Origin of the sequence: Pilosibacter sp. YYHA0881, assembly GCF_051602715.1 — a bacterium.
GTDB classification, from domain to species: domain Bacteria; phylum Bacillota; class Clostridia; order Lachnospirales; family Lachnospiraceae; genus Alitiscatomonas; species Alitiscatomonas aceti.
In genome coordinates this window covers 2768580-2784316 of the sequence record NZ_CP175657.1, presented here as the reverse complement: position 1 = coordinate 2784316, position 15737 = coordinate 2768580, and the positions used below count along the sequence as shown (strand labels likewise).

25 protein-coding genes are annotated in these 15737 nt (G+C 48.6%); all 25 read right to left on the bottom strand.

What is annotated here, in order from left to right; genetic code table 11:
• Positions 1 to 21 precede the first annotated feature (21 nt).
• Positions 22 to 1344, bottom strand: a complete 1323-nt coding sequence (secY, locus tag ACI6NM_RS13070) for a preprotein translocase subunit SecY (protein WP_215652794.1) — start codon at positions 1342 to 1344, stop codon at positions 22 to 24.
• Position 1345: 1 nt separating this feature from the next.
• Positions 1346 to 1786: a 50S ribosomal protein L15 gene (gene rplO, locus ACI6NM_RS13065; RefSeq protein WP_022272209.1), complete on the bottom strand. Its 441-nt coding sequence runs from the start codon at positions 1784 to 1786 to the stop codon at positions 1346 to 1348.
• 28 nt (positions 1787 to 1814) lie between these two features.
• The gene (gene rpmD, locus ACI6NM_RS13060; protein ID WP_022272210.1) at positions 1815 to 1997 is read right to left on the bottom strand and encodes a 50S ribosomal protein L30; all 183 of its coding nucleotides are present in this window, start codon (positions 1995 to 1997) and stop codon (positions 1815 to 1817) included.
• Between the two features lie 15 nt (positions 1998 to 2012).
• Positions 2013 to 2522, bottom strand: a complete 510-nt coding sequence (gene rpsE, locus ACI6NM_RS13055) for a 30S ribosomal protein S5 (protein WP_022272211.1) — start codon at positions 2520 to 2522, stop codon at positions 2013 to 2015.
• A gap of 18 nt (positions 2523 to 2540) precedes the next feature.
• Complete coding sequence (gene rplR / locus ACI6NM_RS13050) at positions 2541 to 2909, bottom strand: 50S ribosomal protein L18 (protein ID WP_022272212.1); 369 nt, start codon at positions 2907 to 2909, stop codon at positions 2541 to 2543.
• A gap of 18 nt (positions 2910 to 2927) precedes the next feature.
• Entirely contained in the window at positions 2928 to 3467 is a 540-nt protein-coding gene (rplF, locus tag ACI6NM_RS13045) for a 50S ribosomal protein L6 (RefSeq protein ID WP_022272213.1), read from the bottom strand.
• Positions 3468 to 3631: 164 nt separating this feature from the next.
• On the bottom strand, positions 3632 to 4033 hold the full coding sequence (rpsH, locus tag ACI6NM_RS13040) for a 30S ribosomal protein S8 (RefSeq protein ID WP_022272214.1): 402 nt from the start codon (positions 4031 to 4033) through the stop codon (positions 3632 to 3634).
• Positions 4034 to 4302: 269 nt separating this feature from the next.
• A complete protein-coding gene (locus tag ACI6NM_RS13035) occupies positions 4303 to 4488 on the bottom strand; it encodes a type Z 30S ribosomal protein S14 (protein WP_008396318.1) in 186 nt (61 codons plus the stop codon).
• 17 nt (positions 4489 to 4505) lie between these two features.
• Entirely contained in the window at positions 4506 to 5045 is a 540-nt protein-coding gene (gene rplE, locus ACI6NM_RS13030; RefSeq protein WP_022272675.1) for a 50S ribosomal protein L5, read from the bottom strand.
• A 23-nt stretch (positions 5046 to 5068) separates the two neighbouring features.
• The gene (gene rplX, locus ACI6NM_RS13025) at positions 5069 to 5374 is read right to left on the bottom strand and encodes a 50S ribosomal protein L24 (protein WP_022272676.1); all 306 of its coding nucleotides are present in this window, start codon (positions 5372 to 5374) and stop codon (positions 5069 to 5071) included.
• A 14-nt stretch (positions 5375 to 5388) separates the two neighbouring features.
• Complete coding sequence (rplN, locus tag ACI6NM_RS13020; protein WP_022272677.1) at positions 5389 to 5757, bottom strand: 50S ribosomal protein L14; 369 nt, start codon at positions 5755 to 5757, stop codon at positions 5389 to 5391.
• A gap of 31 nt (positions 5758 to 5788) precedes the next feature.
• Positions 5789 to 6043 carry a 30S ribosomal protein S17 gene (rpsQ, locus tag ACI6NM_RS13015; RefSeq protein WP_022272678.1) on the bottom strand — a complete coding sequence of 85 codons (255 nt, stop codon included), beginning with the start codon at positions 6041 to 6043 and terminating at the stop codon, positions 5789 to 5791.
• Between the two features lie 98 nt (positions 6044 to 6141).
• Positions 6142 to 6351: a 50S ribosomal protein L29 gene (rpmC, locus tag ACI6NM_RS13010; protein ID WP_021905521.1), complete on the bottom strand. Its 210-nt coding sequence runs from the start codon at positions 6349 to 6351 to the stop codon at positions 6142 to 6144.
• Entirely contained in the window at positions 6341 to 6778 is a 438-nt protein-coding gene (gene rplP / locus ACI6NM_RS13005) for a 50S ribosomal protein L16 (protein WP_022272679.1), read from the bottom strand. Before rplP ends, rpmC begins: the two co-directional genes overlap by 11 nt.
• Positions 6778 to 7434 carry a 30S ribosomal protein S3 gene (gene rpsC, locus ACI6NM_RS13000; RefSeq protein ID WP_022272680.1) on the bottom strand — a complete coding sequence of 219 codons (657 nt, stop codon included), beginning with the start codon at positions 7432 to 7434 and terminating at the stop codon, positions 6778 to 6780. The genes rplP and rpsC overlap by 1 nt, the downstream gene beginning before the upstream one ends.
• 9 nt (positions 7435 to 7443) lie before the next feature.
• Positions 7444 to 7830: a 50S ribosomal protein L22 gene (gene rplV / locus ACI6NM_RS12995; protein WP_022272681.1), complete on the bottom strand. Its 387-nt coding sequence runs from the start codon at positions 7828 to 7830 to the stop codon at positions 7444 to 7446.
• A gap of 29 nt (positions 7831 to 7859) precedes the next feature.
• The gene (gene rpsS, locus ACI6NM_RS12990; protein ID WP_015553840.1) at positions 7860 to 8141 is read right to left on the bottom strand and encodes a 30S ribosomal protein S19; all 282 of its coding nucleotides are present in this window, start codon (positions 8139 to 8141) and stop codon (positions 7860 to 7862) included.
• Between the two features lie 18 nt (positions 8142 to 8159).
• Positions 8160 to 8999: a 50S ribosomal protein L2 gene (rplB, locus tag ACI6NM_RS12985; RefSeq protein WP_022272682.1), complete on the bottom strand. Its 840-nt coding sequence runs from the start codon at positions 8997 to 8999 to the stop codon at positions 8160 to 8162.
• A 96-nt stretch (positions 9000 to 9095) separates the two neighbouring features.
• A complete protein-coding gene (gene rplW / locus ACI6NM_RS12980; protein ID WP_262426711.1) occupies positions 9096 to 9395 on the bottom strand; it encodes a 50S ribosomal protein L23 in 300 nt (99 codons plus the stop codon).
• Positions 9395 to 10015: a 50S ribosomal protein L4 gene (gene rplD, locus ACI6NM_RS12975; protein ID WP_022272684.1), complete on the bottom strand. Its 621-nt coding sequence runs from the start codon at positions 10013 to 10015 to the stop codon at positions 9395 to 9397. The genes rplW and rplD overlap by 1 nt, the downstream gene beginning before the upstream one ends.
• 29 nt (positions 10016 to 10044) lie before the next feature.
• Positions 10045 to 10680 (bottom strand): 50S ribosomal protein L3, encoded by a 636-nt coding sequence (rplC, locus tag ACI6NM_RS12970; protein ID WP_022272685.1) that lies wholly within the window; start codon positions 10678 to 10680, stop codon positions 10045 to 10047.
• A 256-nt stretch (positions 10681 to 10936) separates the two neighbouring features.
• Positions 10937 to 11254: a 30S ribosomal protein S10 gene (gene rpsJ / locus ACI6NM_RS12965; RefSeq protein WP_022272686.1), complete on the bottom strand. Its 318-nt coding sequence runs from the start codon at positions 11252 to 11254 to the stop codon at positions 10937 to 10939.
• A gap of 364 nt (positions 11255 to 11618) precedes the next feature.
• A complete protein-coding gene (locus ACI6NM_RS12960) occupies positions 11619 to 12896 on the bottom strand; it encodes a S41 family peptidase (protein ID WP_262426712.1) in 1278 nt (425 codons plus the stop codon).
• 154 nt (positions 12897 to 13050) lie between these two features.
• Positions 13051 to 14499, bottom strand: a complete 1449-nt coding sequence (locus tag ACI6NM_RS12955) for a S41 family peptidase (RefSeq protein ID WP_262426713.1) — start codon at positions 14497 to 14499, stop codon at positions 13051 to 13053.
• Positions 14500 to 14533: 34 nt separating this feature from the next.
• Positions 14534 to 15733, bottom strand: coding sequence for a murein hydrolase activator EnvC family protein (locus ACI6NM_RS12950; RefSeq protein WP_022272688.1), 1200 nt, complete (start codon positions 15731 to 15733; stop codon positions 14534 to 14536).
• Positions 15734 to 15737 lie beyond the last annotated feature (4 nt).

Sequence of the window (15737 nt, the reverse complement as noted above, 5' to 3'; positions counted from 1 at the left end):
TATTGAACTGCCGTTTTCCAGCTAGTCGTTTAAGAATCCCTTATAATTTCTCACCAGCATCATGGAATCCACTGCTTTGATGGTCTCCAGGATAACGCCGGCAATAATGATCAGGGATGTGCCTCCAAAGGAGAGGCTTCCAACGTTGAACAGGCCGGATGCGATGATCGGGACGATACATACGATCACAAGACCTGTGGCTCCGATGAAAACAATGTAGTTCAAAATATTATTCAGAAAATCAGACGTGGGCTTGCCGGGACGTACGCCCGGGATAAAGCCGCCGGATTTTTTCATATTGTTGGCCACTTCCAGCGGGTTGAAGGTAATGGACGTGTAGAAATACGCGAACAGTACCACCAGCACGATGTAGATCAAGAGGCCAACCGAATAAACCGGCATTTCCGGTCTGAACCAGTTGGCGGAACTTAACGCCATAAGAATCTTTCCTCCAAATGTGGAATAGTCCACATTGAAGAACTGGGCGATCATTACCGGCATGGACATGATCGAGGATGCAAAGATCACAGGGATCACGCCTGCGGTGTTGACCTTTAAGGGGATGTGTGAGGACTGGCCGCCGATCATTCTGCGTCCCTGCATTTTCTTTGAGTACTGCACCGGAATGCGGCGCTCTGCACCGTTTAATACAAGAACGAAAACGACGGTTGCAACCACCACTGCAAGAACGATGATGGCTGCCACTGTTGCCACTGCAACAGACTTGCCGGCCATAAAGCGCTCATACAGCATCAGCACATCCTGCGGGAGACTGGAAACGATATTGATCAGAAGCACGATGGAAATACCGTTGCCCACTCCCTTTTCTGTGATCCGTTCACCAATCCACATAAGAAGGGCAGAACCTGCGGTCATTGCCGCGATAACGGTCATATAGCCCCAGACGTTCTGGGCATCCTCATAGAGAAGGCCCTGCTTTCCGAAACCAATGGCCATGGCTGAGGACTGGAACAGGGCCAGCGCCACAGTCAGATATCTGGTATACTCTGCGATCTTCTTTCTTCCATCTTCGCCTTCCTTCTGCATCTCCTCAAGCTTGGGGATCGCAATGGTCATAAGCTGCATAATGATGGAAGATGTGATATACGGGGTAATGCTCAGTGCAAACAGCGACATGTTGGAAAAGGATCCGCCAGTGATCGCGTTGACAAAGCCCATGCCGGAATTCTGAAGATTCGTGAAGAACTCCTTCAGAAAGCTGGCATCTACCCCCGGGATCGGCAGACAGGAACCGATCCGGATCACAATCAGCATCATGAAGGTGTAAAGAAGCCGCTCGCGGACTTCTTTCACCTTAAATGCTTTTTGTATCGAATTTAACATATTAGATCACCTCGCAGGTTCCACCTAATGCTTCAATTTTTGCTTTTGCAGCTTCGCTGAACGCATTAGCCTTCACGTTAAGTTTCTTTGTTAACTCACCGTTTGCAAGAATCTTAACGCCGTCCTGCGGGTTCTTTACAAGACCGCACTCCATTAAAGTCTCAACAGAAACTGTGGAGTCGTTGTCAAATCTCTCAAGTGCGCTTACGTTGATACCTACGATTGTCTTAGAATTGATATTCTTAAAGCCTCTCTTCGGAATACGTCTGTATAAAGGCATCTGACCGCCTTCAAAACCGGGTCTCGGTGCTCCGGAACGAGCCTTCTGGCCTTTGTGTCCCTTACCAGCTGTCTTTCCGTTTCCGGAAGCGTGGCCGCGGCCTCTTCTGAAATTATCGCTGTGCTTGGATCCTTCAGCAGGATGTAAATTAGATAAATTCATCTCTGCACCTCCTTACTCTATATCAAGATTAGATTTCTTCAACTTTTACCAGATGTCTTACATTCTGGATCATGCCCCTTACTGCTGCATTATCCGGTAATTCAACTGTTTTCTGAAGCTTCTTTAAACCAAGGGCTTCAACAGTCGCTCTCTGCTTCGGAATAGCTCCGATAGGGGATTTTACTAATGTGATCTTTAACTTCTCTGCCATTTTTCTATCCTCCTATTAGCAAACAACTTCTTCAACAGATTTGCCGCGGTTCTTAGCAACCTCTTCCGGAGTCTTTAAGCTGAGAAGACCCTCGATGGTAGCTAAAACAACGTTTGTCTTGTTGTTGGAGCCTAAAGATTTTGTACGGATGTTCTTGATACCTGCAAGCTCAACTACGGAACGTACCGGGCCGCCTGCGATGATACCAGTACCTTCCGGAGCTCTCTTTAAAAGTACGGATGCGCTTCCGAACTTTCCAAGGAAATCGTGGGGGATACTGTTGTTCTCGTCCATGGGGATCTCAACCATGTTCTTGATGGCTGCTTCCTTACCTTTGCGGATAGCCTCCGGAACCTCGCCTGCCTTACCAAGACCTGCGCCTACATGGCCATTGCCGTCGCCTACTACTACCAGAGCGGAAAATCTCATGGTACGTCCACCTTTTACAGTCTTGGATACGCGCTTGATGGCAACAACTTTGTCATTCAGTTCTAACTGACCTGCATCAATGATTGTACGCTTCATGCTGTATTCTCCTCTCTACTAGAATTTCAGACCAGCCTCGCGGGCTGCGTCTGCTAAGGCCTGAACTTTACCCTGATAGATGAAACCGCCGCGGTCGAAAACAACTTCGGTAATTCCCTTTTCGATTGCTCTCTTTGCGATCACTGTTCCAACGTATGCAGCTGCATCAACGGTATCTGTGTTCTCTAACTCAGCCTTGATCTCCTTCTCAACGGTGGAGGCGGAAGCTAAGGTGTGTCCAACGGAGTCGTCGATGATCTGGGCATACATATGATTATTGCTTCTGAAAACTGCTAAACGCGGTCTCTCTGCTGTACCAGCAAAGCGGTTGCGTAATCTATAATGCTTTTTTCTGCGGATTTCGCTTCTTGACTGCTTGCTAACCATTTTTACACTCTCCTTAAATTATTTTTTACCAGTCTTACCAACTTTACGTCTGATAACCTCATCAGCATATTTGATACCCTTGCCCTTGTACGGCTCCGGCTCTCTCTTGCTTCTGATCTCAGCCGCGTACTGGCCGACTTTCTCTTTGTTGATGCCCTTAACGATGATCACGTTCTGACCTTCCAGAACAGTCTCAATGCCTTCGGGATCTTCCATCTCTACCGGATGGGAATAACCAAGGGAAAGTGTTAATTTCTTGCCCTGCTTAGCAGCTCTGTAACCTACGCCGTTTACTTCCAGCTTCTTCTCGTAGCCTTCTGTAACGCCGTGGATCATGTTTGCGATTAAGGTTCTTGTGAGACCGTGTAAAGATTTCATTTTCTTTAAATCGTTCGGTCTTGTTACGATCACATTACCGTCTTCCTGCTTAATTTCCATTTCAACCGGAAGCTGTCTCTCAAGTGTTCCCTTCGGACCTTTTACAGTCATATAATTGTTTACGATCTCTACTGTTACGCCAGCGGGGATCGCAACCGGCATTCTACCAATACGTGACATGCCATATACCTCCTACTTAGATTTTCGGAGCACGCTTTTACGTGCTCTGTTTTCAGTTTCTATGTTATATTCGGGACAGGCCGCAGTCTCCTGCGTCTGTCCTTCACCCGCCGCCCTTCCTGGGATCTCCCGGGCTTTGCAGGCGGTGGGGATAACATCCTAAATTACCAAACGAAAGCGAGAACTTCTCCGCCTACGCCCAGCTCACGGGCTTCTCTATCAGTGATCACACCGTGGTTGGTGGATACGATGGCGATACCAAGTCCGCCAAGTACCTTCGGCATGTCTTCCTTGCCGGCATATACACGAAGACCCGGTTTGGAGATCTTCTTGATGCCGGAGATGATCCTCTCGTTTTTGTCCTTGCCATACTTTAAGGCAATGCGGATGGTCTGGAAGCCGCCATCCTCAACGATGTCGTATTTCTTGATGTAGCCTTCTCTTACAAGGATATCAGCGATAGCTAATTTCATCTTGGAAGCCGGTACGTCTACTGTATCGTGTTTTGCAGTGTTGGCATTACGGATTCTTGTAAGCATATCTGCAATCGGATCGCTCATTGTCATGATTAAATTTCCTCCTTATGGATGTTGGTTTGTCACTGTGGTTCGCAGGGATCCTGCGCTGCACAGGAGTGTTCTTCGCCGGACGGCGAAAAGTTTCCCTGTGAAACGCCTGGGGCGTCACAGGGATGGTTCTTCTACCGTGGGGTGAAGAACGGGCCTTGCGTCTTAGTAAGAGCCACCGGCCACGACAGTTCCCTCAGCTAAGCTGTCGGAAACATCCCTCGCACTAAGCTCGCCTGTCGCCTGCGGCTCACTAAGTTGCTTTCGGCCTACCAGCTAGCCTTCTTTACTCCCGGGATCTCGCCCTTGTAAGCGAGCTCACGGAAGCAGATACGGCAGATGCCGTATTTTCTCAGATATGCATGCGGACGGCCGCAGATTCTGCAGCGGTTATATTCTCTTGTGGAGAACTTTGCCGGACGCTGCTGTTTGATCTTCATTGAAGTCTTTGCCATGGATAAATCCTCCTAAATTACTTTGCAAACGGCATGTTGAATAATGTTAAAAGCTCACGGGCCTCTTCGTCCGTTTTAGCGGTTGTAACGAAAATAACGTCCATACCTCTAACCTTATCAACCTTATCATACTCGATCTCCGGGAAGATGAGCTGCTCTTTGATACCGAGTGCGTAGTTTCCTCTGCCGTCGAATGCGTTTGCATTTACGCCGCGGAAGTCACGTACACGGGGAAGAGCCAGGTTGATGAGACGATCAGCGAACTCATACATCTTCTCGCCGCGGAGAGTAACCTTACATCCGATCGCCATGCCCTCTCTGATCTTGAAGTTTGCAACGGACTTTTTAGCTTTGGTCAGAACTGCCTTCTGACCAGTGATGATCTCCAGGTCACGAACTGCAGAGTCAAGGACTTTCGCGTTGTCTTTTGCTTCGCCTACGCCCATGTTGATCACGATCTTGTCGAGCTTCGGCACTTCCATAACGTTCTTATATCCAAATTTCTTGATCATTGCATCAACGATCTCGTTCTGATACATTTCTTTTAATCTAGCCAACTTGTTTTTCCTCCTCTCTGCTCTTAGTCGATTACTTTGCCGGTTGCCTTTGCAACACGAACTTTTTTGCCATCTTTTACTTCAAAGCCAACTCTTGTAGCTTTTCCGTCTACGAGCAGCATAACGTTGGAGATGTCAATGGCAGCTTCCTGATGAACGATACCGCCGGTCTGGTTTGTCTGACTCGGTTTGGTGTGCTTTGTCACCATGTTGCAGCCCTCAACCAGAACTGTGTTCTTCTTTGTATCTACATCAAGAACCTTACCGGTCTTGTCTTTATCTTTACCAGCGATAATTTTTACCATATCGTCTTTTCTGATCTTATGCATTACCTGGCACCTCCTTATAATACTTCCGGAGCCAGAGATACGATCTTCATGAACTGCTTCTCACGAAGTTCTCTTGCAACCGGCCCAAAGATACGGGTTCCTCTGGGAGTCTTGTCATCCTTGATGATAACTGCTGCGTTCTCATCGAACTTGATATAGGAACCGTCTTTACGGCGGGCACCTTTCACTGTACGTACAACAACGGCCTTAACTACATCGCCTTTCTTTACAACGCCGCCTGGTGTTGCATCTTTAACGGAAGCTACGATGATATCGCCGATATTCGCATATCTTCTTGTAGAGCCGCCCATAACACGGATGCAGAGAAGTTCTCTGGCTCCAGTATTATCAGCAACTTTTAATCTGCTTTCCTGCTGAATCATGCCTGATACTCCTTCCTCGAATCACTACCGACTATCTTGCCTTCTCGATGATCTCAACAAGTCTCCATCTCTTATCCTTGGATAACGGTCTTGTCTCCATCACTTTAACTGTATCGCCGATACCGCACTCATTCTTCTCATCATGAGCTTTTAATTTATATGTCTTCTTAACGATCTTACCGATCAACGGATGTTTTACGTGGTCTTCAATAGCAACAACGATCGTCTTATCCATTTTGTTGCTAACTACCTTACCAGTACGTGTTTTTCTAAGATTTCTTTCCACGACGGATAGTCTCCTTTCAAATTTCGTTCAGTCACACGCATCGGCGTGTGTCATAATAGCGTCCTGTGATCTGTCTGACAGAACGGCGCTGTTATGAATTAGTTAGCAACCCTTGCCTTCTCTGTGATAACAGTCTGAATTCTGGCGATGTTCTTGCGAACCTCTTTGATTCTGCTGGTGTTATCTAACTGATTGGTTGCGTTCTGGAATCTTAAGTTAAAGAGTTCCTTCTTTGCTGCAACTAATTCCTCGTTTAACTCTGCAGCTGTCTTCGCTTTTAATTCTTCTACATATTTATTAGTTTTCACTGTTATCACCGCCTTCTAAATCTGCTTTAGAAGCAATCTTACACTTGCAGGGAAGTTTGTGCATAGCAAGACGAAGAGCTTCCTTTGCTGTTTCTTCTGGAACGCCAGCGATCTCAAACATAACACGGCCTGGCTTAACAACTGCTACCCAGTATTCAAGAGCGCCCTTACCGGAACCCATACGAGTCTCAGCAGGCTTTGCTGTTACCGGCTTATCCGGGAAGATCTTGATCCATACTTTACCACCACGCTTGATGTAACGGGTCATGGCAACACGGGCTGCCTCGATCTGGTTGGACTTGATCCAGCACGGCTCAGTGGCGATCAGGCCATACTCACCGTTGGAGATTTTATTTCCTCTTAAAGCTTTACCGGCCATCGTTCCGCGGAACTGTTTGCGGCGCTTTACTCTCTTAGGCATTAACATTATTTATCGCTCCCTTCCTTATTTCCCTTAGTAGGAAGTACTTCGCCTTTGTAGATCCAAACCTTAACGCCAAGCTTGCCGTAGGTTGTGTCTGCCTCAGCGAAACCATAGTCAATATCTGCTCTTAATGTCTGAAGCGGGATTGTTCCCTCGCTGTAAAACTCTGTACGCGCGATATCAGCGCCGCCGAGACGTCCGCCTACGGCAGTCTTGATACCAAGAACGCCAGCCTTCATGGAACGGCCCATGGTGGACTTCATGGCACGACGGAAGGAAACACGGTTCTCTAACTGCTGTGCGATGGACTCAGCTACTAACTGGGCGTCGCGGTCCGGTCTCTTAACTTCCTTGATATCTACAAACAGCTTCTTGTCGGTCATCTTCTGGACTTCAGCTTTTAATTTCTCGATCTCAGCTCCGCCCTTACCGATCACAACGCCCGGCTTTGCTGTGTGAACGATGATCTTGATTCTATCAGAAGCGCGCTCGATTTCGATCTTGGAAATGCCGGCGCTGTATAATCTCTTTTTCAGGTATGTTCTGATCTCGTGGTCCTCGATCAGGTTGTCAGCGAAATCAGCTTCAGCATACCATCTGGAATCCCAGTCTTTAATAACACCGACTCTCATGCCGTGTGGATTAACTTTCTGTCCCATAACTGCCTCCTATCTCTCATTGAGCACAATCGTGATATGGCTCATTCTCTTCTCGATCCTGTAAGCTCTGCCCTGTGCTCTCGGTTTTACTCTCTTCATGGTCGGTCCCTTGTTTGCGTAGCACTCCTCCACATACAGGTTCTCGGCACTCATACCGTTGTTGTTTTCTGCGTTTGCGATAGCAGACTTTAATAATTTCTCAATTAAGCTGGACGCATATCTGGGATTGTAAGTTACAATACCAAGTGCAGTCTGAACATCTTTGCCTCTGATGGCATCTAATACGAAACAAGCCTTCTGAACAGATACTCTTGCATAAGACAGCTTTGCAGAGGGTCTTGTATCTTTATTTGCATTTCTTTCTCTCTTAATCTGACTTCTATGTCCCTTAGCCATTGATAAAACCTCCTTTCAAAGCGTCTTAGTTATTTACGACCGGACTTCTTCTCGTCTTTTCCGTGGCCTCTGTAAGTTCTTGTAGCAACGAACTCACCGAGCTTGTGGCCTACCATATCCTCTGTTACGTATACCGGTACATGCTTTCTTCCATCATGTACTGCGATTGTATGACCAACCATCTGCGGGAAGATCGTAGAACGGCGGGACCAGGTTTTGATAACCTGTTTCTGTCCTGCCTCGTTCATAGCGTCTACCTTTTTCAGTAAGCTAGCATCAGCAAATGGTCCTTTTTTAAGTGAACGAGCCATCGTTTTACCTCCTATCGATTACGCCTTACCGTTTCTTCTTCTTACGATCAGTTTGTTAGACTGTTTGTTTTTCTTTCTTGTCTTAAGACCAAGAGCAGGCTTGCCCCACGGTGTGCACGGACCCGGACGGCCGATACCTGTCTTACCTTCACCACCACCATGCGGATGGTCGTTGGGGTTCATAACAGAACCGCGGACGGTCGGGCGGATGCCCATGTGGCGCTTTCTGCCAGCCTTACCGATCTTGATCAGGTTGTGGTCGCCGTTGCCTACAACACCGATGGTTGCGCGGCATGCGATCGGAACCATTCTCATTTCACCGGAGGGTAAACGAAGAGTTGCGTACTTGCCTTCTTTTGCCATTAACTGAGCTGCGTTACCAGCGGAACGTACTAGCTGGCCGCCTTTGCCAGGCTGTAATTCAATGTTGTGTACCTGGGCACCAACCGGGATCATGGATAACGGTAAGCAGTTGCCAACCTTAGCCTCTGCCTTCTCGCCGCTCATAACCTTCATTCCGTCGGTTAATCCCTGGGGTGCAAGGATATATGCTTTCTCGCCGTCTGCATAGCAGATCAGAGCGATGTTTGCGCTTCTGTTGGGATCGTACTCGATTCCGATTACAGTTGCCGGAATTCCATCTTTGGAATTTCTCTTGAAGTCAACGATTCTGTATTTTCTTCTGCTTCCGCCGCCGTGGTGTCTAACAGTGATCTTACCCTGGTTGTTACGGCCTGCGTTCTTCTTTAAGGAAACAAGAAGTGCCTTCTCCGGAGACTTTTTAGTGATCTCAGAGAAATCGGAACCAGTCATGTTTCTTCTGGAAGGTGTATATGGGTTATAGGTTTTGATTCCCATTATTTGCTCCTTTCAACGCCCTCTGGCGTTTCTTGTTTTTCATGTCGCGACTTTTCTGTCGCATAGGGTGCGGGCATTCGCTAAGCCGCTTTCAGCTTATAATCCCTGGAAGATCTCGATCTCCTTGCTGTCAGCGGTCAGCTTTACGATGGCTTTCTTTGTCTTTGCGGTCTTGCCAACGATCATGCCGCGTCTCTTATTCTTGCCGTTGAGGTTCTGGGTGTTTACGGAAGCAACCTTTGTGCCCGGGAACATCTTCTCAACAGCCTCTTTGATCATGGTCTTATTTGCTTCCGGATGAACCAGGAACGTATATTTCTTCTCGCTCATAGCGTTCATGCTCTTCTCAGTTACAACCGGTTTGAGGATTACGTCGTAATACTGTACATTTGCCATTATGCGTACACCTCCTCGATAGAAGCTACTGCAGCCTTGGTGGCTACTACTGTGTTGTATTTCAGAATGTCATACACGCTCAGTGTATTAACAAGGGAAGTTCTTACTTCCGGGATGTTTCTTGCGGAAAGAACTACGTTCTGATCGTTCTCTGCAAGTACAACCAGTGCCTTGGATACGTTTAAGTTGTTCATTACGTTCTTGAAGTTCTTTGTCTTGATCTCCTCGAACTTTAACTCGTCAACTACAACGAACTTGTTGTCGTTTACTCTGCTTGTTAAAGCGGACTTAAGAGCAGCTCTCTTCTCCTTCTTGTTGAGACGGATGGAGTAATCTCTCGGTGTCGGTGCGAATACTACGCCGCCGCCTGTCCACTGCGGTGCTCTTGTGGATCCCTGTCTTGCATGGCCGGTTCCTTTCTGTCTCCACGGTTTTCTTCCGCCGCCGGAAACTTCGGAACGTGTTTTAGCCTTCTGTGTTCCCTGACGTTTATTTGCAAGCTGTGCTACAACGGCAAGGTGTACGAGATGCTCGTTCACTTCAACGCCGAATACGGCATCGTTTAATTCCATTGTGCCAACTTCTTTGCCTTCCATATTGTATACGGATACGTTTGCCATTTCTATGTTTCCTCCTTTCCTGTAAAAGCTTACCTAGAAACTTTTACTGTTTCCTTCAGTGTTACTAAGGATTTCTTCGGGCCCGGTACTGCGCCCTTAACCAGAATCAGATTCTGCTCTGCATCAACTCTTACAACTTCCAGGTTCTGGGTTGTGATTCTCTTATGACCCATGTGACCCGGCATGCCTTTGCCCTTGAATACGCGGCCCGGAGTTGTTGCGGAACCATTGGAACCCTGATGACGGTGGAACTTGGAACCGTGAGCCATGGGTCCTCTGTGCTGTCCTAATCTCTTAATAGCACCCTGGAAACCTTTACCTTTGGAGATCGCTGTTGCGTCAACCTTGTCGCCCTCTGCGAAGATATCGGCTTTGATTTCGTCCTTTACATTGTACTCTTCTGCATTCTCAAAGCGGAACTCTCTCACATATCTCTTGTAAGATACGCCAGCCTTGTCAAAATGGCCTTTTACCGGCTTGTTCACAAGTTTCTCTCTCTTGTCAACAAAACCAACCTGTACAGCTTTGTAGCCGTCGTTTTCTTCTGTCTTAACCTGTGTTACTACACACGGTCCAGCCTGAAGAACAGTTACCGGAACAAGAACGCCTTCGTTATTGAAGATCTGTGTCATTCCGACTTTTGTAGCTAAAATCGCTTTCTTCATTTCTTTACCTCCTGTTACTAATCTACAGCGGAACACAGGGCCTTTGCCCCGCGTTCATCCTAGAGCAGCCCAACATAGGTGGAACACTATGACACCGCTTTTTCGGTGATGTTGATTCCCTTTCAGGAAAGTGTTGCTTTTATATCAGAACCATTCTGGATTAACATATTCATTCCCCGGACAGTTTTTTCCATGCCGTTCCCCAGGGACCGCCCGCTCAAGCTCTTTGCTTCTCAGGCTCCAGGAAAAACAAATCTTATTTGTTTTTCATCTTGATGTCGATAAACACGCCTGCCGGCATTTCCAGTCTGGACAGAGCGTCCACGGTCTTCTGGCTCGGGCTTGTGATATCGATGAGTCTCTTATGAGTTCTCTGCTCAAACTGCTCTCTGGAATCTTTGTACTTGTGAACAGCTCTTAAGATCGTTACAACCTCTTTCTTGGTCGGCAGCGGAACCGGTCCACTCACCTTAGATCCTGTCTTTTTTACTGTCTCGATGATTTTTCCAGCGGACTGATCAACCAGCTGATGGTCGTACGCCTTTAATGTGATTCTCATAACCTGACTTGCCATAAAAAAAGTCGCCTCCTTTTCGCACTTTTAACGAAGTACGACAAGCGGTGACTGTACACGGTCTCGTGTGTATCATCTGATCCACACGTTGTTACTGCCCCTTACCAAGAGCAGCTGTTAATTTGGTACAGTGACTTGTCGCCAGTTTCCTAACTTGACATTCGCTCCACGGAAAACCTGCCATTTACAGGCAGCAACCTCACGCTTCTTAGCTATCATGCCACAGCTCTGACAGCATAACATAAAATCTTTTAAAATGCAAGCACTTTTCCGCAATTTTTACAATCTGTGCATATCCTGTTTTTCTGCGCCTATATAATAGGAAGAAATCCACATAAAATGCCAGCTCCAGGCTTTGACAAAATCAAGAGTTACCCTTTATATAATCTAAACACAGGCCCAGGTATGATGTATCTTTTCTTCCCTTTATCTCTGGAACCACATCCGGCACCGTCCCTGATTCAACATTGCTGCTTCCGTCTGGATTCAGCACATGCATTGCCCGAAACCGCAGCAGTAATCCGCTGACAGGCAGTTTTACAACACACACATTTCTTCCACCCCCGTCTCCCCCTGTATTTTCTCCAACTACTGTGGCGAATTTTGTATTTTTACAAAACATGGCAAACCCGTCTGCCGAGGAATATGCATTGGGGCCGACCAGCAGGTAAAAAGGACCGCTGCATACTGCTTTGTCAAATGCCGGAGATACCCGTCTCATTGTAGTACCAAAACCAGAAATCCCTTCCAGATCATCCCAGTTCAGCCCTGGCAGATTATACAGTTTATCCAAGTCAGAATCCAGTGTGCCTTCATTGACCCCATCCAGTTTAAGCTGCTCCTGCGTTCCCTCTCCAAAAGGGGTAAGATAATAAGATACTGACTCCAGCGGTTTATTGATATTAGGCGCAACGATCAGCTCCTGCCAATAGCTGTCTGTCCCACCACCATTTCTTGTTATATCAATAATTATCTTTTTTTCTGCATTTTCCTTAAACCAGGCGTGTAACTTTTCCCTATCGTTTTTAATATTCGATACGTTAAAGCTCTTAATTTTTACATATGCAATCTCCTCTCCCAGTTCCTGAAACTCTAAATTTTCTCTGCTTATACCGGTTCCTCCTGCCGGATTTTGTCCAACCATCTCCGTTTTTTCATTTTCTTCCAGATATCGGTATCTCTCCCTTACCTGCGGATCCTTATAGAGCTGGTATCTCCACTCCACCCCCGGCTTCCAGTCCCCCTCGTTCTTATAAGCCTCTTCTCTATCAAGTTCCCTCTGGTATTTATCTGGCGTCAGGATCTCTAAATGCCCGGTCTGATGCATGGTATTGATGCAGGATGTTACGATTTCATAATAATCATTAAAATCCATATATCTCGTCTCGATATCTTGAATATCCTTGCGGTAGCCTTCTTTTACTGCGTCCGATGACAAGAAGTATTTCCTTTGGATCACAGGAAAAAATGGATAGTTCTCCTCCAGAATTTCCCACATAGCATCGTAGTCTTTCAGCGCATCCTCTTTACTGATGACTGCCAGTCTGTTTGTGGATCTGCAACTAAAGGTCAACAGTATGATTCCCAACAGCAGAACCATACTCAGCGTGCATCTTAACCAGCCACGTTTTAAAATCCCCATTCCATAGCCCCCTCTGCCTTTAAGAATACGCAAAAACCAGCCGGAACTCCCCGACGGGAATCCGGCTGGTTTTCTGCAGATTTTGTTCTGGTTTATCTGCCCGGATACTCCGCGCATACTCCGTTTCCATCGGCAGTATACCTGCCTGTTTTCCTTACTGCCCCTCTTCGGCAGTTCCTTCCTCTGCGCCGTCCTCAGCCTCCAGCGCCGCTGCGGATTCCTCCACGCGCTTTTCCGCTTCCTCCAGCCCGTTGACAGCCACGTCCATGGCTGCCTTTAGCTGGTTGTCCTGCTCCCTGGGGATCTCGATCATGCTCTCCAGGCCCTCGTCCAGCTCCACCAGAAGATCCGGCTCAATGCCCACCTCATGGATGCATTCGCCGGAGGGAACGTAATAATACGCTGTTGTGAGCTTTAAGGCGCTGCCGTCGGGCAGGTCAAAAATTCCCTGGGCAATGCCCTTTCCAAAGGTCTTTGTGCCCACCACAGTGGCCCAGCCGTTGTCCTTCAGCGCTCCTGTGAGTACCTCCGACGCGCTGGCGCTCTCTCCGTTGACCAGAAGGATGATGGGAACGTCCACCTGATGGCCGTCCTCCGTGATCTTTACGCTGTCGTCCACTCCTTTTCCTTTAAAGCTCACGATGGTCTTTCCATCGGGGAGCAGATAGTCCGCAATATCCGTAGACGCTGTTACCACACCGCCGCCGTTATTCCGCAGATCGATGATGAGGCTCTTCGCCCCCTTGCCCAACAGGGAGTCTGCGGCCGTTTTAAACTGGTCGCCGGTGACCTCCTCAAAGGCAGAGATGGAAATGTATCCCACATTATCCTCCAGCAGGTCATACTCCACCGTGGGATTCTCCACGATCTCCCGGGTCATGGTCAGGTCCAGGCTGTCCTCGATGGATTCCCGGAACACAGTGACCGTCACTTCTGTTCCCTCTTCTCCCTTAATGTGGTCGCTGACCAGGATGCTCAGATCCATTCCCGCCGCATCCACATCGCCTACGCCGGTGATCACATCCCCCGGACGCATGCCTGCCTTATCTGCCGGAGAATCCTTGAACACCCGGATCACCGTGATGATCCCTGTATTCACATTCTGGCTCACCTGGACGCCGATGCCGCAGTATTCGCCGTTGCTGCTTTCCTGGACACTCTCATATTCCTCTGCCGTATAGTAAGTAGAATAGGGGTCCTGAAGGGAATATACATAGCCCGTATAGATCCAGTCCTCCGGGTTTTCCCGCTCCTCGTCCTCATCGAACAGATAATACTGGTCAATGAGCTGCTGCATATAGCCCAGCTTTGGAGCCAGCCTTCCCATATCCAGGCCGTATTCTCCCTCCGGCTCCGGAAGGACCGCCTGGCGGGTCTCCTGGGTCTGCCTGCCCATGATCCAGATTCCGGCTGCCATTCCCACCGCCGCCAGCACCACGAAGGCTGTTACCAGGGAACCGGCTAAGGCCCCCTTCCAGAACCGGCTCCGGCCCTCCCGGCCGTTTTCCTTCCGGTCCTCTTTCTCCTTTTCCAGACCTTCGTTCCTGCCGTTATCCTGGTTTTCTTCTTCCAGTTTTTTTTCTTCCAGGTTTGTTTCTGTCATAGCAATTTTGTCCTTTCCTGTTTTACGCCCCCGGTCACGGGCTCACATACTGGCTGGGATTCACATATGTACCGTTTACCCGAATCCCGAAGTGCAGATGCGGCCCTGTGGAATATCCCGTAGAACCCACCTTGGCAATGGTCTGCCCCTTCTTCACCTGATCGCCCACAGATGCCAGCAGCTTGGAGGCATGCATATAGACCGTATAAACTCCGCCTCCGTGGTTGATCATCACATAATTCCCAGCCGAATAGCTGTACGTGGACACCACCACCTCTCCGTCTGCCGCTGCCACGATCCCCGAGCCTGTGGAGGCGCCGATGTCGATGCCCTTGTGGTTGGAGGAAGCTCCCTCTGTCGGTGAGGACCGGCCGCCAAACCCCGAGGTGATCCGCCCGCTGGACGGACAGGGCCATGTGAAGCTAATGTCCCCAAGATTCTTCGTTTTATACGTCTTTCCAGCCGCCTCAGCCTTTTTCCTGGCCTCTTCCTCTTTCCGCCGCATCTCCGCCTCGATGGCTTTGATGGAGTCCTCCTGGGCCTTGATGTCCTTTTCATACTCGGAAAGCTGGCCCTCAGCTGCGCTTATCTGGCTCTCATACTTCTTAAGCTCCGACTGCTTGGCGGAAAGGAGCTGCTCCACCGACGCATGCTTGGCCTCCGTCTGCTCCTGAAGCCCCAGAAGCTCCCCATGCTCCGCCTCCAGCTCTGCCTCCTTGGCCTGGATCTGCTCCTTGGTGGCCACGTATTCGTCCAGCTTCTGCCGGTCATAAGCCGAGATCTTTCCAATATATTCCGCCTTATTTAAGAGCTCCGACAGGGAACCGGATTCCATGAGAAGATCCACATAAGAGCTGTCTCCCTTCTCATACATATATTTTATCCGCAGCTTCATGGATTCATACTGGTCTTTTTCCACCTGCTTTGCATCCTCCAGCTCCGCCTTTGTGGTCTCGATCTGTCCCTCCTTGACCTCAATATCCTTCCCCAGCCTGGAAAGCTCGTCGCTGATGGCCTCCAGATTGGCGTCCAGCTTCTTTACATAGGCCGCCGCGTCGCTCTTTAACCCTTCCAGGCTCTTTATGGCAGCTTCCGTCTTCTTTTTTTCCTCTTCCAGACTGCTCTTTTTCTTTTTCGCATCGTCCAGGCTTCCCGTGGCCCAGGCCGGGATCGCCAGACACAGACTTAAGACAGCCGCCAGTCCGGCCGCCGCCGCTTTTCCTGTTTTTTTCACCTTG